At 63.4% G+C, this 20,678-nt stretch carries 17 protein-coding genes and 1 tRNA gene; 11 read left to right on the plus strand and 7 right to left on the minus strand.

Features of this window, described 5'->3' with window-relative positions; all coding sequences use genetic code 11:
* Window positions 1-440, minus strand: a 440-nt coding sequence (locus AAG821_RS14315; RefSeq protein ID WP_341916321.1) for a ribonuclease D, incomplete at its 3' end; no start/stop codon positions are given.
* Window positions 441-511: 71 nt separating this feature from the next.
* Window positions 512-598, minus strand: a tRNA-Leu gene (locus AAG821_RS14320).
* A 179-nt stretch (window positions 599-777) separates the two neighbouring features.
* On the opposite strand from AAG821_RS14320, the gene AAG821_RS14325 reads away from it, so the two are divergent.
* Together AAG821_RS14325 and AAG821_RS14330 are read left to right on the plus strand one after the other, a co-directional pair.
* The gene (locus AAG821_RS14325) at window positions 778-1,893 is read left to right on the plus strand and encodes an NAD(P)/FAD-dependent oxidoreductase (RefSeq protein WP_341915857.1); all 1,116 of its coding nucleotides are present in this window, start codon (window positions 778-780) and stop codon (window positions 1,891-1,893) included.
* 1 nt (window position 1,894) lies between these two features.
* Complete coding sequence (locus AAG821_RS14330) at window positions 1,895-2,758, plus strand: SMP-30/gluconolactonase/LRE family protein (protein WP_341915856.1); 864 nt, start codon at window positions 1,895-1,897, stop codon at window positions 2,756-2,758.
* 14 nt (window positions 2,759-2,772) lie between these two features.
* Here AAG821_RS14330 and AAG821_RS14335 read toward each other — a convergent pair whose 3' ends face one another.
* On the minus strand, window positions 2,773-3,708 hold the full coding sequence (locus AAG821_RS14335; RefSeq protein WP_341915855.1) for a fumarylacetoacetate hydrolase family protein: 936 nt from the start codon (window positions 3,706-3,708) through the stop codon (window positions 2,773-2,775).
* Window positions 3,709-3,714: 6 nt separating this feature from the next.
* Entirely contained in the window at window positions 3,715-4,491 is a 777-nt protein-coding gene (locus tag AAG821_RS14340; RefSeq protein ID WP_341915853.1) for a cyclase family protein, read from the minus strand.
* Between the two features lie 133 nt (window positions 4,492-4,624).
* Here AAG821_RS14340 and AAG821_RS14345 point away from each other — a divergent pair, with 133 nt between their 5' ends.
* The 7 genes from AAG821_RS14345 to AAG821_RS14375 are packed head-to-tail and all read left to right on the plus strand — an operon-like array spanning window position 4,625 to window position 11,911.
* The gene (locus tag AAG821_RS14345) at window positions 4,625-5,359 is read left to right on the plus strand and encodes an FCD domain-containing protein (RefSeq protein ID WP_341915852.1); all 735 of its coding nucleotides are present in this window, start codon (window positions 4,625-4,627) and stop codon (window positions 5,357-5,359) included.
* Window positions 5,360-5,405: 46 nt separating this feature from the next.
* Window positions 5,406-6,476: a C4-dicarboxylate TRAP transporter substrate-binding protein gene (locus AAG821_RS14350; protein WP_341915851.1), complete on the plus strand. Its 1,071-nt coding sequence runs from the start codon at window positions 5,406-5,408 to the stop codon at window positions 6,474-6,476.
* A gap of 42 nt (window positions 6,477-6,518) precedes the next feature.
* Entirely contained in the window at window positions 6,519-7,013 is a 495-nt protein-coding gene (locus AAG821_RS14355; protein WP_341915849.1) for a TRAP transporter small permease subunit, read from the plus strand.
* The gene (locus tag AAG821_RS14360) at window positions 7,010-8,323 is read left to right on the plus strand and encodes a TRAP transporter large permease subunit (protein ID WP_341915848.1); all 1,314 of its coding nucleotides are present in this window, start codon (window positions 7,010-7,012) and stop codon (window positions 8,321-8,323) included. The genes AAG821_RS14355 and AAG821_RS14360 overlap by 4 nt, the downstream gene beginning before the upstream one ends.
* A 1-nt stretch (window position 8,324) precedes the next feature.
* A complete protein-coding gene (locus tag AAG821_RS14365; protein WP_341915846.1) occupies window positions 8,325-9,341 on the plus strand; it encodes an SMP-30/gluconolactonase/LRE family protein in 1,017 nt (338 codons plus the stop codon).
* Between the two features lie 2 nt (window positions 9,342-9,343).
* Window positions 9,344-9,919 (plus strand): cupin domain-containing protein, encoded by a 576-nt coding sequence (locus AAG821_RS14370; RefSeq protein ID WP_341915845.1) that lies wholly within the window; start codon window positions 9,344-9,346, stop codon window positions 9,917-9,919.
* Between the two features lie 18 nt (window positions 9,920-9,937).
* Window positions 9,938-11,911, plus strand: a complete 1,974-nt coding sequence (locus AAG821_RS14375; protein WP_341915843.1) for an acetoacetate--CoA ligase — start codon at window positions 9,938-9,940, stop codon at window positions 11,909-11,911.
* On the opposite strand, the gene AAG821_RS14380 is transcribed toward AAG821_RS14375, so the two are convergent.
* A complete protein-coding gene (locus tag AAG821_RS14380; protein WP_341915842.1) occupies window positions 11,908-12,822 on the minus strand; it encodes a DMT family transporter in 915 nt (304 codons plus the stop codon). The two genes, AAG821_RS14375 and AAG821_RS14380, sit on opposite strands and share 4 nt — an antisense overlap.
* Window positions 12,823-13,027: 205 nt before the next feature.
* Here AAG821_RS14380 and AAG821_RS14385 point away from each other — a divergent pair, with 205 nt between their 5' ends.
* Complete coding sequence (locus AAG821_RS14385; protein ID WP_341915840.1) at window positions 13,028-14,008, plus strand: TAXI family TRAP transporter solute-binding subunit; 981 nt, start codon at window positions 13,028-13,030, stop codon at window positions 14,006-14,008.
* A 143-nt stretch (window positions 14,009-14,151) separates the two neighbouring features.
* Window positions 14,152-16,185, plus strand: coding sequence for a TRAP transporter fused permease subunit (locus tag AAG821_RS14390; protein WP_341915839.1), 2,034 nt, complete (start codon window positions 14,152-14,154; stop codon window positions 16,183-16,185).
* A gap of 10 nt (window positions 16,186-16,195) precedes the next feature.
* Here the strand turns inward: AAG821_RS14390 and AAG821_RS14395 are convergent, their stop codons facing one another.
* On the minus strand, window positions 16,196-17,965 hold the full coding sequence (locus AAG821_RS14395; protein WP_341915838.1) for a hypothetical protein: 1,770 nt from the start codon (window positions 17,963-17,965) through the stop codon (window positions 16,196-16,198).
* 24 nt (window positions 17,966-17,989) lie between these two features.
* On the minus strand, window positions 17,990-20,644 hold the full coding sequence (locus AAG821_RS14400; protein ID WP_341916322.1) for a glycosyltransferase: 2,655 nt from the start codon (window positions 20,642-20,644) through the stop codon (window positions 17,990-17,992).
* Between the last annotated feature and the right edge of the window lie 34 nt (window positions 20,645-20,678).

The raw sequence follows: 20,678 nt of genomic DNA on the forward strand, positions 1-20,678 counted from the left end.
TGCGCCTCGGTCAGATCCTGGGCGCCCCAGTCCGACGACTGCTCCTGCTTGGAGATTTCGACGCCGATGAGGTCGCGGCACAGATCCTTCAGGCCATGGCGGTCGGTGAAGGTACGTACCAGCTTGGACGCCGTGCGGGTGCAGTAGACCGGTGTGGTATCGGCGCCCAGATACTGTTTCAGTGCCGCCAGGTCGAAACGGGCGAAGTGAAACAGCTTGAGGATCTTCGGGTTTTCCAGCAGGCGCTTCAGGTTCGGCGCTGCATAGCCGGTGCCGCTGCGGAACTGCACCAAATGGGCATTGCCATCTCCCGACGACAGCTGAACGACGCAGAGCCGGTCGCGCAGCGTGCGCAGGCCCATGGTCTCGGTATCCACAGCCACCACGGGGCCGAGATCGAGGCCGGCAGGCAGGTCGTTCTGATATACGGTGATGGCCATTTGCGGTGCACTCTCGGGTGCTGCACTCGATTGCGGACGCCTTAAGCTACGCGGCGCGGCAATCGAGGAATTGGTGCCCAGGATAAGACTCGAACTTACACGACCTTTCGGTCACTAGCACCTGAAGCTAGCGCGTCTACCAATTCCGCCACCTGGGCAAACGGTGCGGCTGACCCGAGGGGCCATCCGAACCGAGGCGAGTGTTTACGGCCCCGGCCGCTGGAAGTCAAGCGCTGCCCGGCGGTATTCCGGCGGCTGTTATCGACAGGCTGCACAAGGGGTTGCGCAGAGGCGGCCGGCTGCCGATAACGGGGCGTCAGAAGGAGTTGGACGACCGATGGACAGCGTCGAATGTCTGGTGATCGGGGCCGGCGTGGTCGGCCTGGGGGTAGCGCGGGCCCTGGCCCGGCGCGGCCGTGAGGTGGTGATCGCCGAGGCCGCCGACCTGATCGGCAGTGAGACCTCCTCACGCAATTCCGAAGTGATCCATGCCGGCATCTATTATCCGGCGGGCAGCCTGAAGGCCCGGCTCTGCGTCGAGGGCAAGCAGGCGCTCTATGCCTACTGCGCCGAGCGCGGCATCGCCCATAACCGCTGCGGCAAGCTGATCGTCGCCGCTGACGAGACGCAGATTCCCGATCTGGAAGCGCTGAAGAAAAAAGCCGAGGCCAACGGCGTGCACGATCTGCAATGGCTGACACGCGAGCAGGCGCTGGCGCTGGAGCCGCAGCTGCATTGCGTGGCCGCCCTGCTCTCGCCATCGACGGGCGTGATCGACAGTCATGGCCTGATGCTGGCTTACCAGGGCGAAGCGGAAGACCACGGCGCCATGCTGGCACTGGCCTCACCGGTGCTGCGCGGCGAGGTCGCTAACGACGGCATCGTGATCGAGACTGGCGGCGCCGACCCGATGCGGCTGAAGGCACGACTGGTGATCAATTCGGCCGGCTTCGCCGCCCAGGGAATTGCAGCCAAGATCGCCGGCATCCGGCCCGACAGCGTGCCACCCACCTATTATGCCAAGGGCAACTATTTCGTGCTGTCGGGTGTGAAGCCGCCGTTTTCGCGGCTGATCTATCCGATCCCGACACCCGGTGGCCTCGGCACTCATGTCACCATCGATATGGGCGGCCAGATGCGGTTCGGCCCGGACGTCGAATGGGTCGATACCGTCGATTACAATGTCGATCCGGCACGCGGCGACAGCTTCTATGCCGCCGTGCGGCAATACTGGCCCGGCCTGCCCGACGGTTCGATCCAGCCCGGCTATTCCGGCATCCGCCCGAAACTGAGCCGGGGCAGTGCCAAATCTGCCGATGATTTCCTCATCCAGGGGCCGGATCAGAATGGCGTACCGGGCCTGATCAATCTTTTCGGCATCGAAAGTCCGGGCCTGACTGCATCGCTGAGCATCGGCGAACTGGTCGCCGATATGGCCGACAGGCTGGCATAGCATGGATGCCACCTGTCTGCTGGACAGCAAATGCGGCCTCGGCGAGTCACCAGTCTGGTCCGTCGCCGAGCAGAAACTCTGGTTCATCGATATCAACGCGCCGGCGCTGTATCGGCTCGATCCGGCGACACGACAGCTGGAAACCTGGCCGATGCCCAGCACCATCGGCAGCATCGCGCCGACCGCAGATGGCGGCCTGCTGCTGGCCCGACGCGACGGCATCTGGCGCCGCGATACGGCCGGCAAAGCTGAAACCCTGCTGGTGCCCTCGCCGCTCGAAGGCGCGCGCTTCAACGATGGTCGCTGCGACCGCCAGGGCCGCTTCTGGGTTGGCGGCATGACCGACACGCGCGAGCCGGAAACCGCGCTCTATCGCCTGGATGGCGATCGTGTGATCCGACAGGGCCTGGTTGGTGCCATTGCCATCTCGAATGGCCTGGCCTGGAGCCCGGATGGCGCCACGATGTATCATGCCGATACGCCGACGCATTGCGTCCATGCCTACGACTACGACGTGAAGACGGCCGCGATCTCAAATCGCCGGCTGTTTCTCGATCTGCGCGTCGCCGATGAAAGACCCGATGGCGCCGCCGTCGATGTGGCCGGAAATTACTGGGTGGCGCTCTATGGTGCGGCGAAGCTGGTGCAGTTTTCGCCCGCGGGCGAGCGTCTGCGCGAGATTCGCCTGCCGGCAAAGGCGCCGACCATGCCCAGCTTCGGCGGGCCCGACATGAAGACCCTCTACATCACCACGGCGCGGCAGCGGCACGATGCCGACGAGCTGGCGAAAATGCCGCTGGCAGGCGGCGTTTTCTCGATCCGCGTGGAGATTCCGGGGCTGCCGGAAACGCCGTTCGCCGGCTGACGGTTACGGGCCGACTATTTCTGCCGCACCACGCGGTTGCGCAGGATGCCGATCTTCTCGACCTCCAGCTCGACCACATCGCCATCCTTCAGATAGCGGCCATGCTCCAGACCGCAGCCATCGCCGACAGTGCCCGAACCGAAGAACTCACCCGGATACACCGTCTCGTCCGATGACACCCGCGCCAGCAGGTCTTCGAACTTATGGTGGATGGTGCTGGAATTGCTATCGCACCAGGTCTCGCCATTCACACGCGCCTGCATGCGCAAGGCATAGGGGTCGCCGATCTCGTCCAGCGTGACCAGGAATGGTCCCATGCTGTTGCCGGTGTCGAAATCCTTGCCCTTGCAGGGGCCGAGCATGCTCTGCATCTCGATCGACTGCGCATCGCGGGCGGAGAAATCATTGAAAATGGTAAAGCCGAAAATATGCTCGCGCGCTTCGCTCGGCTTGATGTTCTTGCCGCCCTTGCCGAGGAAGAAACCAAATTCCAGCTCGAAATCCATAACCTGGCTGTAGCGCGGCCAGATCACATCGCCTTCCGGACCATTCACCGAGAAGCGGTTGGATTTGTAATAGATCGGAATCTGGTACCAGGTCGGCGCCACCTTGACCATGCCGAGCTTGACCATCAGCGGGCCCAGCACCGGCTTACGCATCATGACAATGCGCTCCATCGCCTGCTGCACATGCTTTTCAAACAACATGCTGTCGCGGATCTGCTCCGGCACCAGCACCGGCGCATGCAGCTTCGCTTCACTCAGCGGCACACGGATTTCTGCCTTGTCGAGCAGTGCCTTCGCGCGCGCCTTGGCCTCGTCGCCGCCCTTGATGATGGCGAGCGTGCTATCAAAGCTGTCACCCAGATCGATGATCGTGGCGCCGTCTGCCGTGAGCACGCCGGGGCGTTTCGCACCACGCGTCGCGTGGCTGAAGGTGCAGAATTTCATCTGTGATTATTCCTCAAAAATGGCAACAGCGCGGGTCCAGCCGGCAGAGGCGCCGCGGATCTTGTGCGGGAAACAGGAAATCGTGAAGCCAAAGGGCGGCAGCACTTCCAGATTGTGCAGCTTCTCCAGATGGCAGTAGCCGATATGGCGGCCGGCCTTGTGGCCTTCCCAGATCAGCGAGGCATCGTGGCTGTCCTTGAATTTCTCGGCCGTATGCACAAATGGCGCATCCCAGCTCCAGGCATCGGTGCCGGTCACGCGCACGCCGCGCTCCAGCAGATACATGGTCGCCTTGTAGCCCATGCCGCAACCGGTGCTGACATATTTCGGGTCGCCATAGGCTTTGCCGGCGGCCGTGTTGACCACGACGATGTCATGTTCTTTCAGCGTGTAGCCGATCCGCTTCAGCTCGGCCTCGACATCCTTGTCGGTGACCACATAGCCATCGGGCAGTTTGGTGAAATCGAGCTTCACGCCGTCGCCGTAACACCAGTCCAGCGGCACCTCGTCGATGGTCCAGGCGCGTTCGCCATGATTCATCGTCGAATGGAAATGATAGGGCGCATCCAGATGCGTGCCGTTATGGGTGTTGAGCTGCACATTCTCGACCGCCCAGCCTTCCGCGTCGGGTAGATCCTGTGCCTCGAGGCCGGGGAAGAACTTCACCACATCGGCGGCGCTGTCCTTGTGGCGGATATATTCGATCTTGGGTCCGAAGCCCGGCGGATCGGACTGGACGTCGTTTTCGAGAAAGATGGACAGGTCGACAAAGCGACGGGGCATGGTTCCTCCTGGCAGTCTTCAGGGCCGACTCTGGCGGTGGCTGGGTACGGACAATAACGACCAAGAATCATTTTGTCGATTTTTTTCGCTTTTGTCGTTGACACTGTCCGCCACCCTCCCCAGAGTGACCCCCATGAGCGACGGGAGGACAAAAGCGGATATCCGGGATCTGGCAGCCGAAGCCGGCAGCCTGACCGAATCCGCATACCGGAATATCCGGGCCGATATCATCGCCGGCCGCTTCCCGCCCGGCACCAAGCTGCAGATCGACGACCTGAAGGCTCGCTATGGCCTGAGCGCCAGTCCCTTGCGCGAGGCGCTGGCCCGCCTGATCAGCCAGGGCTTTGTCTCGGTGGAAAGCCAGCGCGGCTTCCGCGTCGCCGCCATGAGCGCTGAGGATCTTGCCGATATCACGCTTGCCCGCCAGGTGGTGGAGGGGGCCGCGCTGAAACGCGCCATCGAGCGTGGCGACGATTCCTGGGAGGCCGATATTCTCGGCGCCTATCACCGGCTCGACCGCTACGTCGCCCGGCTCGAGGGCAAGCCGATCGAGAACCTCGCCGAATTCGGCGAACTGCACAAAGCCTTCCATGTCGCCCTGATCGCCGCCTGTGGTTCGCCGCGCCTGCTCGACGAACAGAGCCGCCTCTACGATCAGGCCGAACGCTACCGCCACGGCATGATGCAGAATTTCCTGGTTGTGCAGGGCGCCGGCATCATGGACGAACACAAGCAGCTGATGGACATGGTGCTGGCCCGCGATGCCACCCGCGCCTGCGCCGGCCTGCATCATCATCTCAGCCACACATACGAATTCTGCTACGGCGATACCGCCGCGGCGAATGCCAGGCAGACGGCACCACCCTGACAGCCTGACAAGCAAAAACACGCGGATAAATCCTTGGGAGGAAACCATGACCGCAATCAAGACCATCCCCGGCATCCTGGGCGCCGGACTTCTGCTCGCCCTGGCGCAGCCGGCAATGGCACAGACCGTCAAGATGACGGCCGTGGCCGGCCATCCGGCCATCTTCCCCTGGGTGAAACTGGCCGATGAATTCTTCATTCCCGAGGTCGACAAGCGCCTCGCCGCCGCCAACAGCAAGACCAAGTTCGAATGGACCAAGGCCTGGGGCGGCACGGCGGTGAAGCTGGGCAGCGAGTCCGGCGCGATCAAGGACGGCCTGGCCGAACTTGCCTTCGTCTCGACCATCTTCGAGGCGCCGAAATTCCCGCTGCAGAACGTGTCCTATGTGGCACCCTTCATGACCGACGATGTCGCCGTGATGGCAAAGGCGGTCAAGAACATGCAGGCCAAGATCCCGGCGATGGGTGAAGCCTGGACCAAAAACAACATGATCTTCCTCGGTGGTACCGGCCTCGACAGCTACCACCTCTTCACCAAGGGGCCGATTGCCAAGCTGGAAGACTTGAACGGCAAGAAGATCAATGCGCCCGGCCCTTCGGCCAACTGGGTCAAGGGCACCGGCGCGGTGGCCGTCGCCGGCACGCTGCAGACCTACTACAACGATATCCAGACCGGCGTGACCGAAGGCGCACTCACCTTCACCACCGGCGCCTTCCCGGCCAAGCTGATCGAAGTCGCCCCCCATGTCACCAAGGTGAATTACGGTGCGCAGTTTGCCGGCGCCCTGGTGATGAGCAAGCGCGTCTACGACAAGCTGCCGGCCGATGCCAAGAAGATCATCAACGAGGTGGGCGCCGAGTATGACGCCAAATTCGCCACTCTGCTCACCGCCACCACCGTCACGCTGATGCAGAAGATGGTGGAAGGCGGCGCCAAGGTGCGCGACCTTTCGCCGGCCGAGCGCAAGCAGTGGGCGATGGCCTTGCCGAACGTGGCGCTGCCCTGGGCCAAGGATCTCGATGCCAAGGGCCTGCCCGGCACCGTGGTGCTGAACGAGTTCGTGGCACAGATGAAGGCGGCCAATGTCAGCTTCCCGCGCGACTGGTCGAAAGAATAAGTCCAGGCCTGTTTCGCCAGTTCATCATTGGGTGGTGCCGCAATGTTTTCCCGACTGCTTGGCGCAATGAACGCGCTCGGCACCGTGTGGATTTTTCTCCTCATGGTGCTGATCAACACCGACATCCTAGGGCGCGAGCTGTTCAGCGCCCCGGTGCGCGGCACCACCGAACTGCTGTCGCTGTCGATTGTCGGCATCGTGTTCCTGCAGCTTGGCCATACCCTGATGGTCGGCCGCATGACACGATCCGACATGGTGATTGAGAACCTGCTTGTCCTGCGGCCGCGGATCGGCCGCGGACTCCAGGGCCTGTTCAACCTGCTCGGCGTGCTGTTCCTCGCCGTGATTTTCTGGGGCAGCATCGAGCCGTTCCGCGAGGCCATCGAGATCGGTGAATATGTCGGCGCTGCCGGCGACTTCACCGCGCCGACCTGGCCGATCCGCCTGCTCATCCTGATCGGCGCTGCCGCCACCGGCCTGCAGTATCTGGTGATGGCCTGGCAGGATTTCCGTTTTGTTGTTGCAGGTGACAAATGACCGGCCTTGAAATCGGCTTCCTCACGCTGGCTGGCATGATGATCCTGGTCTGGCTCGGCCTGCATGTCGCGGTCGCGCTCGGCCTCACCTCCTTCGTCGGCGTCTGGCTGCTGAAAGATGATCTTGGCGTCGCCACCAGCATGCTGGCCCAGGGCGCCTCGGATTCGATCGCCAGCCATATCTTCGGCGTGGTGCCGCTGTTCGTGCTGATGGGCTTCCTCGTCTCCATCGCCGATATCGGCAAGGATGCCTTTGAGGTTGCCAACCAGGGCCTGCGCCGTCTGCGTGGTGGTCTGGGCATCGCCACCGTGGCGGCCAATGCCGTGTTTGCCGCCATCACCGGCATCAGCATCGCCTCGGCCGCTGTCTTCACCCGCGTCGCCGTGCCGGAAATGCTGCGCTACGGCTACACACCGGCCTTCGCCACCGGCGTGGTGGCGGGTTCATCCGTGCTCGGCATGCTGATCCCGCCCAGCCTGCTGATGATCCTCTACGGCTTCCTGGCCGAGGTTTCGGTCGGCGCCATGTTCATGGCCGGCGTGGTGCCCGGCCTGCTGCTCGCCGGCACCTACTCCATCGGCATCATGGTGATGGCACGGCTCTGGCCCTCCTATGTCGGCGCCCCGCCTGAGGGCGATGCCGCCGGCGTCACCCTGATGGGTGGCAGAGAAATGGCAGCCAAGCTGCTGCCCATCGTGCTGCTGATCGCCGTGGTTCTGGGCGGCATCTATGCCGGCTTCTTCACCGCCACCGATGCCGGTGCGGTTGGCGCCGCCGGCGCGCTGGCGATCGCCCTGTGGAAGCGCAAGTTGGATGGCAAGAAATTCTGGCAGGTGCTGACCGAAACCGGCCATGTCACCGTCTCGGTCTCCTTCCTGATCATTGGCGCCAGCCTTTACACCCGCATGCTGGCGCTCAGCGGCGTACCGCAATTCCTGGTCGGCGAGATCAGCGCCGCGGGCTTCAGCCCCTTCGCCTTCCTCGCCATCTATATCCTGCTGATTGTCATTCTCGGCTGCTTCATCGACTCCAGTTCGATCCTGCTGATCGTGCTGCCGCTGATGCTGCCAATTGCCACCGGCTTCGACATGAACCTGATCTGGTTCGGCATCGTCACCATCGTCGCGGTGGAGATCGGACTGCTGACCCCGCCGTTTGGGCTCAGCGTGTTTGTCATAAAAAGCACCCTGAACGATTCCGCCATCACGCTGCGCACCATCTTCATGGGGGCGATGCCCTTTGCCCTCATCATGCTGCTGACGCTGATCCTGCTGGTGATCTTCCCCAAACTCACATTGGCGCTGCTGTAAGATGACCAATCCGCTGAAAGGCTTCCGCCTCACCCGCGACGACCTGAACTTCATCGGCAGCGGCCTGCAGCGGCCGGAATGCATCCTGGCCGAACCCGATGGAACATTGTGGTCGGCCGATGCCCGCGGCGGCGTGGTGCGGATCGCCCCCGATGGCAGCCAGCGCCTGATTGCCCAGCAGGCTGACAGCCATTTCGCCGGCACCACCGACCTGGCCAAGCGCTTCACCGAAGGCACGCTGCCCAATGGCCTGGCCTTCGCCGCCAATGGCGACATACTGATTTCCAATTTCGGCACCGACTGCCTGGAAGTGATGGATCGCGAAGGCAATAGCCGCGTGCTGTATGACAGCATCGATGGCCAGCCGATCGGCAAGGTCAACTTCGTGCTGCGCGATTCGAAGAACCGCATCTGGCTCACGGTTTCGACCCGCATCAAGAACTGGATGGAGGCGATCCGCCCCGGCCTGGCGGATGGCTATATCGCATTGGCCGATGAAAACGGCCTGCGCATCGTCGCCGACGGCCTGCATTTCACCAATGAAGTGCGGCTCGATGCCAAAGAGGAATTCCTCTACGCGGTGGAGACCTGCGGCCGGCGCGTCACCCGGTTCCGCGTCGGCGCCGATGGCAGCCTGTCCGGCCGCGAGATTTTCGGCCCCAGCGATTTCGGCCCGGCCGGCTTCCCCGATGGCTGCACCTTCGACTCATACGGCAATCTCTGGGTCACGCTGGTGATGGCCGAACGGCTGATCGCCCTGACGCCCGATGGCGAGCTGCTCACCCTGTTCGACGACGGCAAGCCCGACAAGATCGCCGCGCTGGAAGCCGGCTATCAGGCCGGCAAGCCGACACCCGAGCAGATGATGGCCACCCGCAGCGATGTCACGCCCTGGATGGCCAGCATTACTTTCGGTGGCGCCGATCTGCGCAATGCCTATATCGGCACGCTGTTCGGCACCACCATCCCCTGGTTCCGCAGTCCGGTCGCCGGCCTGCCCATGGTGCATTGGAGATAGCCATGCGTTCCCCCCGCCGCATTGTCACCGGCCATAACGCTGCTGGCAAATCCGTGGTCGCCATCGACACGATGATGAAACCCGCCATCGAGAAGCCCGAACTCGGCGTCGCCTTCTTCGAGGTCTGGAACACGGCGGGCAGTCCGGTCAGCGTCGATAACGGCCAGGATCCGACCAACCGCAAGCTGCAGATCGAACCACCCCGGCAGGGCAGCATCATCCGTTTTGTCGATTTCGGTCCCAAACGGCCGGATGCACCGGCGATGACCAGGGAACTGGCGCAGGCAGCGTTTGCCATGGTCGGCTCGGCCCATGCCTCGACCTGGAAACCGGACAGCCCGCATCCGATGATGCATCGCACGGAATCGATCGATTACGGCATCGTCGTCTTCGGCGAGATCACGCTGGTGCTGGATGACGGCTCGGAAACCCATCTGCAGGCCGGCGATGTGGTGGTACAGCGCGGCACCGACCATGCCTGGGAAAACCGCTCGCCCACCAATCCCGCCCGCATGGCCTTCATCCTGCTGGATGGTGCATTTTCCCCCGATGTGCGTAAGCTGATCGAAAAGGCTTAAGCCCTTCCGGGAGAGACCATGACCGAGACTGCCACACCCGCCCTGCTGTGGACCCCATCGGCCGAGCGCATCGGTCGCAGCCAGTTGCATAAATATATGCAATGGCTCCGCCGGGAACGCGGTCGCGATTTCAAGGATTACGACAGCCTGTGGCGCTGGTCGGTCAGCGACCTGGAAGGCTTCTGGGCCTCGATGTGGGATTATATCGGGATCAAGGCCTATAAACCCTATGACAAGGTGCTGGCGAAGCGCGAAATGCCGGGCGCGCAGTGGTTCACCGGCGCTGAACTGAATTTCGTCGACCAGGTATTCCGGCACGAAACTGCCAGCAGACCCGCCATTCTCTATTCATCGGAAACCGCGGCCCTGCAGCAGATGTCGTGGCAGACCCTGCGCGAGCAGGTCGGCGCCATGGCCGCGCATCTGCGCGGCATCGGTGTGAAGCGTGGCGACCGCGTGGTGGCCTATGCGCCCAATACACCGGAAACCATCATTGCTTTTCTCGCGGTGGCCAGTGTCGGCGCGATCTGGTCAGTCTGCTCGCCCGATATGGGCCTGAATGCAGTCCTCGACCGTTTCCGCCAGATCGAACCGGTCGCGCTGTTCGCCGTACAATCGAGCGACTACAACGGCAAACACCTGGACAAAGGCGATGTGCTTGCCGCACTGATCGCCGAACTGCCGACGGTGAAAAACCTGATCCTGATGACGGGCCACAGTGAACACGCCCTGCCCGATCATGTGCAGACCACATCCTGGGCCGGGGTGATCGCCAAGCCCGCCGCATTGACGATCGAGCCAGTGCCGTTCGATCATCCGCTCTGGGTGGTCTATTCCTCGGGCACCACCGGGCTGCCAAAGCCGATCGTGCATGGCCATGGCGGCGTGGTGATCGTCATCATGGTGATGACCGCCCTGCATAACGACCTTGGATCCGACGACATCTTCCACTGGTATTCCAGTACCGGCTGGATCATGTGGAATGCCCAGGTCGCCGGCCTGCTGGTCGGCGCCACCATCGCCATCTATGACGGCAGCCCGAGCTGGCCCGACTGGAACCGCCTGTGGCAGTTTGCCGGCGAGGTTAAGGCCACCTTCTTCGGCGCCGGCGCCGCTTTCTACGCCAACTGCCAGAAGGCCGGCGTGGTGCCCAGGCAGGTCGCCGATCTGTCCAGCCTGCGCACCATCGGTTCGACCGGCTCGCCGCTGTCGGAAGACAGTTACGCCTGGATCTACGACCAGCTTGGCAAGGACATCTGGCTGACGCCGATTTCCGGCGGCACCGATTTCGCCGGCGGCTTCGTCGGCGGCTGCGTGCTGATGCCGGTCTATGCCGGCGAAATGCAGGTGCGCTGCCTCGGTGCCGATATCCAGGCCTTCGACGACAATGGCAAGCCGCTGCAGAACGAGGTCGGCGAACTGGTCTGCGCCCAGCCGCTGCCGTCGATGCCACTGTTCCTGTGGAACGACAAGGATGGCAAACGCTACCACGACAGCTATTTCGACATGTACCCCGGTGTCTGGCGCCATGGCGACTGGATCAGGATCACGCCGCGCGGCGGCGCGATCATCTACGGTCGCTCGGATGCCACCATCAACCGCTACGGGCTGCGGCTCGGCACCAGCGAAATCTATCGCGCGGTGGAGGAACTACCCGAGGTGCTCGACAGTCTGGTGGTCGACCTCGAATATCTGGGCCGCGACTCCTACATGCCGCTGTTCGTGGTGCTGCGGCCGGGCCTGGCCCTGGATGCCGCGCTGAAGGATCGTATCAATCAGGCGATCCGCAAGGCCGTGTCGGCGCGCTTTGTGCCCAACGATATTTTCCAGGTGGCCGAGGTGCCGCGCACATTGTCGGGCAAGAAGCTGGAAGTGCCAGTGAAGAAAATCCTGCTGGGGCAGCCTGCCGAGAAGGTTTCAAACCCCGGCACCATGGCCAATCCCGGCAGCCTCTCCTGGTTCGTCGACTTCGCGAAACAGCGCGCGGCTTAAGCCGCCTGTTTCAGCTGGGCACGTCTGGCAAGCAGGATACCGCCCAGCACCACGATGCCGCCGGCGATCTGCAGCGGCTGCAGCCCCTCGCCGAGCCAGAGCCAGCCGAAGAAAGCTGCCGCCACCGGCTGTACCAGAACCACCAGCGATGAAAACGACGCCGGCAGGTGGCCAAGCGCGTAGGCGATCAGCCCCTGCCCCAGCGCGTGGCTGACCCAGGCCAGGCCGAACAGGATTGCCCAGCCCTGCAGCGTTGCCGGCCACAGGCTCTCGCCCATCAGCCAGACCATCGGCAGCAGCGCCAGACCGCTGACCAGGCTGGACCACAGCATGATCTCCTGGGTGCCGTGATGGCCGCGCAGCTTTGCCACCGCGATCATGTAGGCGCCGTAGAAGATGGCAGTGGTGAAGGCGAGCATGTCGCCGAACACATAATCGCCGCCCAGCCGGAAGCTGGCGCCCACCAGCATCAGCGCGCCACAGAAAGATACCAGCAGCGCCACCAGGAAGGCCGAGGTGATCCTTTCGCGCAGCAGCAGCCATGCACCGAGAGTGACGATCACCGGTGCGAAATTCGACAGCAGGGTGGCATTGGCCACCGAGGTGTATTTGATCGACAGGTGCCAGAAGAACAGGTCACCCGCAAACAGCAGGCCGGGAATCAGCAGGACACCGAGTGGTGGAATCCCTGTCGCGCGTGGCGCCGCATCGGCGGGCCGGAAACGCCAGACCAGCCAGAGCGGCGGCACGGCCAGTATGGTGCGGTAGAAACCGGTCGCCGTCGGGCCCACCTCCGAGAGACGGACGAAGATCGGCGAGAAGGCAATGGCCAGGGCCCCCAGCACAAGGGCCGCCAGCGCCAGACGCTGGGCGGCGCGCTGCGAGGCGGTAATGGCAGAGGCAGACGACATGGCGGGGGACTTTGCTTTTTTCGTAGGCAATCGGGTTCCGGGCTTAGACCTTGATCACAGGAAACACAATGGCTGAGGCGCTGCTCCCGATGTTGTGCGCTGCGGCAAGGTAAAAGAGGGTTGATTTAGCGGTCACAGTCCGTATCGTCTGTGCTCCGCACAGGGAATGGCCGCCGAAACGGCGGGCAACGAGGAGGAAACAAGAATGAAACGCCTTATGTTTGGCGCGGCTTTGGCCGCTCTGGTATTCGCAGCTGCTGGTGTAACCGGTAGCGCCCTGGCGCAGACCAAGAATCTTTCCATCGTCACCGGTGGCACCGGCGGCGTGTATTACCCGCTGGGCGGCGGCCTTGCCAACCTGCTGACCAAGCATGTGCCGGGCTGGCAGGCGACCGCCGAAGTCACCGGCGGCTCGGTCGACAATCTCAAGCTGCTTGGTGCCAAGCGCGCCGATATCGCCTTCAGCATGGCCGATGCCTCGCTGGATGCCTCGCGTGGCGAAGACAAGTTCAAGGGCAATGTGGTCAACCAGCGCACGCTGGCCGTGCTGTACCCCAACATCATGCATGTGGTGACCACCGAAGCCAGCGGCATCAAGACCATGGCCGATCTGAAGGGCAAGCGCGTGTCCACCGGTTCGCCGGGTTCAGCCACCGAGGTGATGGCCTTCCGCGTGCTGGAAGCCGCCGGCATCGATAAGGACAAGGATCTCCGCCGTGAGCGTCTGGGTGCCGCGGAATCGACCAATGCGGTGAAGGACAACAAGATCGACGCCTATTTCTGGGTTGGCGGTCTGCCCACCTCGGCGGTCACCGATCTCGGCGCCACCCCGGGCGTCAAGCTGAAGCTGGTCGACCATTCCGAAGTGGTCGAGAAGATGAATGCGAAATACGGCCCGCTGTACGCCAAGGGCACCATCCCGGCCAGCACCTATCCGGGACAGGCGGCGCCGAATGCGATTTCCAGCGTCTGGAACATCCTCGTCGTGTCTGATGCCATGCCCGATGATGTGGCCTACAACATCGTCAAGACCATCTTCGAAAAGCGTGATGAATGGGCCACGGTGCATGCCGAGGCGAAGAACGTGAAGCTGGACAACCAGCTGCGCGGCAACACGCCGGTGCCGTTCCATCCGGGCGCGATCAAGTATATGGCCGAAAAAGGCGTCAAGATCGATCCGAAGTGATCCGGCCGCTGTCTATATAGATTTTACCTGACGAAGAGCCCCGCCCCGGCATTGGCCGCGGCGGGGCTCGCTGTTAAAAGACACTGCATTAAATCAGGACACGGGGCGCCGCAGCGACCAGCGGCACGAGGGGGAGTAAACCGATGACCCAGGAACCGACCAAGATCGCCACCGAGGCGATGATTGCCCCCGGCGCGCTGGACAAGGAAACCCAACGCAAGGTCGAAGAGTATATCGAGCAGGAAGAAGGCGCGGCCAACCGCCTGTCCGGCTGGACCGGTCACCTGATCACCGCACTGGCGGTGTTCATGACACTGTTCCACCTCTATGCCGCCTATGACATCGTGCCGACGCAGCAGTTGCGGCCGATCCATGTCGGCTTCGTCATGCTGCTGATCTTCCTGCTTTACCCGGTCGCGCTGCGTTTCCGCGACCGCATCCGGTGGTGGGATGTGATCACTGCACTGATCGGCATTGCCACCATGGCCTATCTGGTGATGGGCGGTGATGATCTCACCGACCGTGCCAGCCTGCCGAACCAGACCGATGTTCTGGTCGGCTCCGTCTTCGTCGTGCTGATCCTGGAAGCCACGCGCCGCACCACCGGCCCGATCATGCCGGTCGTCGGCCTTATCTTCATCGCCTATGCGATGCTGGGGCCCTATCTGCCGGCACCCTGGACCCATCGCGGCTATGATGCCGAGCGCCTGATCGGCCATCTCTACATGACGCTGGAGGGCATCTTCGGCTCGGCCGTCGATGTGTCGTCTAGCCTGATCATCCTGTTCACCATCTTCGGCGCCATCCTGCAGTTCTCCGGCGCCGGCAAATTCTTCATCGATTTCTCCTTCTCGGCATTGGGCGGCAAGAGCACCAGCGCCGGCCGCGCCATCGTGATGTCATCCTTCCTGCTCGGCGGCCCGTCGGGTTCCGGCGTCGCCACCACCGTGACAATCGGCTCGGTGGCCTGGCCGATGCTGAAGAAATCCGGCTATGTCGCTTCAGCTGCCGGCGGCCTGCTGGCGGCTGGCGGCCTCGGCGCCATCATCTCGCCGCCGGTGCTGGGAGCCGCAGCCTTCCTGATCGCCGAATTCCTCAAGATCTCCTATCTCGACGTCATCCGCATGGCGGCGATTCCCACCGTGCTCTACTACTTCTGCCTTCTGGCGATGGTCGAGTTCGATGCCGGCAAGTACAAAATCTCGAATGTCGATACCGGACCGCGCGATAGCCTGTGGGACCTGACCCGCCGCTACGGCTATCACTTCAGCTCGCTGTTCTCGATCGTCATCCTGATGATCATGGGCTTCTCGCCGGTGCTGTCGGTGTTCTGGGCCACGGTCGCCGCCATCGCGGTCAGCTATTTCCGCCGCGACACTGCGCTGACACCGAAGAAACTGGTCAACGCGCTCGCCGCCGGCTCGATCGGCGTGCTGGGCACGGCCGCCACCTGCGCCTCGGCCGGCATTATCGTCGGCGTCGTCACGCTCACCGGCTTAGGGCTCAAGTTCAGCGCGATTGCCATCGCCTATGCCGGCGGCAGCCTGGTGCTGACTGCCGTATATACGGCGCTGATCGTGTGGATCGTCGGCCTCGCCGTGCCGGTGACGGCGTCCTACATCATCTGCGCGGTGATCGCCGCACCGGCGCTGATCAAGCTCGGCGTGCCCGACTACGCCGCCCATATGTTCATCTTCTATTACGCGGTGCTGTCGGAAGTCTCTCCGCCCACCGCGCTGTCGCCATTTGCCGCTGCCGCCATCACCGGCGCCGATCCCTATCGCACCACGCTGCAGTCATGGAAATACACCATGCCGGCTTTCCTGGTGCCGTTCGTCTTCGTGCTCGACCCCAATGGCGTCGGCCTGTTGCTGGAAATCCCGAAGGGCGGCGACTGGACGAATATCGCCTGGGTCGCGGCCACCACCGCACTCGGCATCTGGGCCTATGCCGGCGCCACGCAGGGCTGGCTGTTCGGCCGTACCAGCGTGGTGATCCGCATCGGGCTGATCGTCGGCGGCACGCTGCTGCTGTTCCCGTCGCTGCTCGATGCGGTCTCCAGCACGCTGGGCAGCGAGCATATCGCGACCATGAAGATCATCGGCATCGCGCTCACCGTCGCCCTCGCGGTGCTGCAGAAGGTGCAATCGGCGATAGCGAAACGCAGCGCGGCCTGACCGCGGCGCGTCAAACCGTCGCCGGCACCGGCACTGCTGTCCGCTGCTGCGCGGCGAGCGCCAGGTTGCCCAGCAGCGGCAGCGCATAGGCCGCCGTCAACGCACACCAGTACAGCGCCTCACGGTTGCTCAGCGTCTCGTTCGCCAGCACCAGCACCGGCAGGGCCAGCAACAGGAAGCCCAGCATGGCTTCCCAGCCAAAACGACCCTGCACGCCGTCCGTCGGCGGAATGGCAAAGCTGGTGCCCAGGGCGATGCGGCCAAGACCCTCGCCATGGTTGCGGTCGAAGGCCGCGGCGATCAGCCGCAAGGCCAGCAGCCCCGCCACCGGCAGCAGGAAATAGTCGAGTGGAAAATCGCGATAGCGCCCGGCAGCCACCAGCATGACGGCGTGATAAGCCATCCACAGTGCCAGCAGGCCGTAGATCGCCTCGGCCAGCCGCGGATGCTGCAGCGGCACATTGCCGAGAACCCGGCGCAGGCTGCCCAACGCCGACCCCAGCGAACGCAGCGGTTGCGGCGACACAATGACCGATTTACGGCCCAGCACCGCCAGCAGGCGGCGGAACAGCAGCAGCGCGAACACGCCCTGCAGCGCGACGGCAGCTCCCCCCTCCAGATTGTGGAACAGCGAGTAATTGTATTCCAGCACACGCTCGATGGCGGCGGCCAGCAAGGCGGCCAGCGCCTGGCCGAAGACCACCGCCGCAGCCATCGCGGCCGGCACCAGGGCGGCGACAGCCTGGGCATGCAGCACCAGCAGGATCAACGCCAGCAGCACCGACAGTCCGGCAAACAGCGGCCATTCCGGCAGGTTTGACACCATGCCGCCGACATCGAATTTCGGCTGCCGCACTTCATCCAGCACGCCCCAGGCACCGCCGACGGTGCCCTCCAGTTTCACTTTCCACGGCTGGTCGAAGGCTTCGACCAGGTTGTAGGACAGGCCTTCCTTCTGCGCGAGCTGCATGAAATCGGCGATGAAGCCGGCCGCTTCGGTGCGCGAGGGCACCGCATCGCGACGCGAGCGGCCTTCCGACGGCCAGCCGACCTCGCCAATCGTGATCGGCTTGCCCGGCAGCTTGGCCTTGACGGTATTGTAGACCTCGAGGATATGCGGCATCGAATGGCCGGCCGCGATCGGCAGATCCTCCCAGTAGGGCAGGAAATGCACGGTGACGAAATCCACCTCGGCCAAAAGCTGCGGGAAGCGCAGCCAGAATTCCCACACATCAGCATAGGTAACCGGCTGCTTCACGGCCGCCTTCACCTTGCGGATATAGGTGATCAACTCATCGACCGGCAGATCCTTGCGCAGCAGCACCTCGTTGCCGACCACCAGCGACTTGATCGCGTCAGGGTATTGATTGGCCAGCGCGATGGCGGCCGCCACTTCCTTGTCGTTGATATCGCGTTCCGGCCCGAGCCAGACGCCCTGCATCACGTTGATGCCGAGCTTTTGCGCTTCCGGCGGCACCACCTCCAGGCCTTCCCGCGAGGTGTAGGTGCGGATGCCGCGCGTGATGCCTTTCAGGCTGCGCAGATCCTCGATCACCTGTTCTGCCGTCGGGTAGGTCTTGGTGAGCGGACTCTGGCCCCGCCGGAACGGCGCGAACGACATGCTTTCCACCACATGCGCCTGCGCGGCAAAGGGTGCATGCCCAACCTGCACGGGGCGGTTCGGCCACCACCAGGCGGCAACGCTGGCCGCGGCGGCCATAGTGATGAACAGCAGCAGCCACACAAACCGCGTGGCTGGCCGGGACTTCGGCGCATGCATGGGGATCGGTGCCTGTGCTTGGGGTTACTGGGCCGGGCTGCCTTGCGAGGCCGTCTCGCTCGGCACCGGGATCGCAGCGGTCTTGCTCGGCGGTTTCGGCGCCGTGCTGATGAAGGCCAGGATCAGCGACGCCCAGTATGGCATCGACTGCGCCCACATCACGATGGCCCAGAGGCGGGCTTCGGGATCTTCGCCGCCCTGGAAATTCCACATGCCGATGCCGGCCAGCAGCAGCAGCACGGCAATCAGGGCTTCCTCCTGCGCCATGATCAGCGCCTGCACGACGGCGGCCTGGTCCTCATGCTTGGGCGTGCGGATGAACGGCAGCTTGGAGGTGAACAGGCCGTAGATCATCGCCTTGGCAATCGTATAGGTCAGCGCCAGGCCGGCGAGGCCGGCACCCAGCCGCTGGCGCAGCGTGCAGGGCACGCGGATTTTGTAGAGCCAGAGGAACTGCGCCAGCTTGGCACCGAACACTGCCACCACCGGCAGCAGGAACAGCGCCAGCGGCAGCTCGAAATACTTCGGCAGGATCAGCACGCCCACGGTCCACAGCAGCGAGGCAATGGCAAACACCAGCCCCAGCGCATCGGCGAACCACGGCAGCCAGCCGGTGACGAAATGATAGCGCTGCATCGGGTCAAGTTTGCGATCGTCGCCCGGCAGCATGTCACGCCAGTGGCGCTTGATGATCTGCACCGCGCCATAGGCCCAGCGGAAGCGCTGGCTCTTGTAGCCCGAGAAGCTGTCCGGCGTCAGACCATAGCCATAACGCTTGTCGGTATAGACCGAGTGCCAGCCGCCGGCGAGCAGGCGCAGGCCCATCTCGGCATCCTCGCAGATGCACCACTCGGCCCAGATGCCGACATGGTCGATGGCCGCCTTGCGCACCAGAGTCATGGTGCCGTGCTGGATGATGGCGTCGCGCTCGTTGCGCTGGACCATGCCGATCTGGAAGAAGCCGGCATATTCCCAGTTGATGAATTCCTTGAAGCGGTCGTTCTTCCAGTCGTAGTGATCCTGCGGTGCCTGCACGAAACCGATATCGGCGCGGTCGAAATACGGCACCAGCGATTTCAGCCAGTCGGGCTCGACCAGATAATCGGCATCGATCACGCCAACGATCTCGACCTCCTTGTCGGTGTTGCGCAAGGCGAAATTCAGCGCGCCGGCCTTGAAGCCCTTCAGCGGCGAGACATGGAAGAAGCGGAATTTCTCCGGCCCGAGCTGCTGGCAATATTCCTCGACCGGGCGCCAGACCTTTTCGTCCTTGGTGTTGTTATCAATCACGAGCACTTCGAAATTCGGATAATCGAGTTTGGCCAGTGCATCCAGCGTGCGCTTCATCATCTCCGGCGGTTCGTTATAGGCCGGGATATGGATCGACACCTTGGGCCAGGCGCGTTCGACATCGGTGCGGAAGGGCAGGAAATGCCGCTGGCGCCGGTTCGACCAGATCACTTCGGAAAGTTCGAGCCCCTCCGCCAGCACCACCATGAACAGCAGCAGCAGCAGTGGCAGCAGCATGGCCCACATCAGCGCGATGCCCGGACTCATATAGGTGCGCAGGCCGGAATCCACCACCATCACCAGCGCGCTGGTGATCACCTGGATCAGGGCGATAAAAAAGGTGCGGCCGGAGAAGCGCAGGTCGGACCAGCGTGCCAGGAACCAGGCCATCAGCGGCAGCGCCAGCAGGATCGAGGCGGCCGCCAGCTGCGGCCAGTGCGGCCGGTCGCTGACCGGACCCACCATGGGGAATTTCGGCGTGCGGTCGGCATTGAAGACACCCCAGTAGGCGCCGACCGAGCCTTCGATATTGCGCTTCCACGGCTGGTCGAAGGCTTCCTGGATGTAATAGTCGAGGCCACGCTGGTTGGCGATGTTGAGGAAGGCGCGCAGGAAGCCGGCCTGGCTGCTCGGGCTCGGCACCGCGTCACGACGGATGCGGCCTTCCGACGGCCAGCCGATTTCGGTGATCACCACCTTCTTGGTCGGGAAGGCGTCCTTCACCTGCTGATAGCGGCTGAGCGCATATTCAACGGCCTTGTCGGGCGCTTGGCCCTCCCAGTAGGGCAGCAGATGGATGGCGATGAAATCCACCTCGCGGCCGAGCTGCGGATAGCGCAGCCAGATGTCCCAGGTTTCCGGCGTCGAGACTTCGATATGCTTGCCTCGATTGGCCAGGCCAGTTCGCACCCGGCGGATATAGTCGACCAGATCCTGGATCGGCATGTCGGCGCGCAGCAGCGTTTCGTTGCCGACCAGCACGCGGCGGATATTCGGCTGCGTCGCCGCGACCTCGATCAGATTCTTGATCTCTTCCTCGTTACGCTCCAGGCGGCCATCGAGCCAGCTGCCCTGCATCACCTCGAGACCATAGCGGCCGGCGATCTTGGCGATCTCGCCCTGGCCGTCCAGCGTCGAGTAGGTGCGCACCTGCCGCACCTGGCCAGCAAGGATCTGCATGTCCTGCTCGATCTCGGCCTCGGAGGGGAATTTGTTGGTGCGCGGATCCTGGTCGCCACGGAACGGCGAATAATCGATACCCGCGATCACCTCGCCCCAGGGGCGAGGTTCGATGGGGCGGTTCATGTAGGCCCAGCCGGCCAGATTGAGGATGGCGACGAGGAGAAGGACGAACAGTCCCGAATAGCGCATGGCCAAAGACTTAGACACGTATGCCCCAGGGCAGAATTGCAACGCGGCGCCG

The sequence above is a fragment of the Ferrovibrio terrae genome (assembly GCF_943372915.1).
Classification (GTDB): domain Bacteria; phylum Pseudomonadota; class Alphaproteobacteria; order Ferrovibrionales; family Ferrovibrionaceae; genus Ferrovibrio; species Ferrovibrio terrae_A.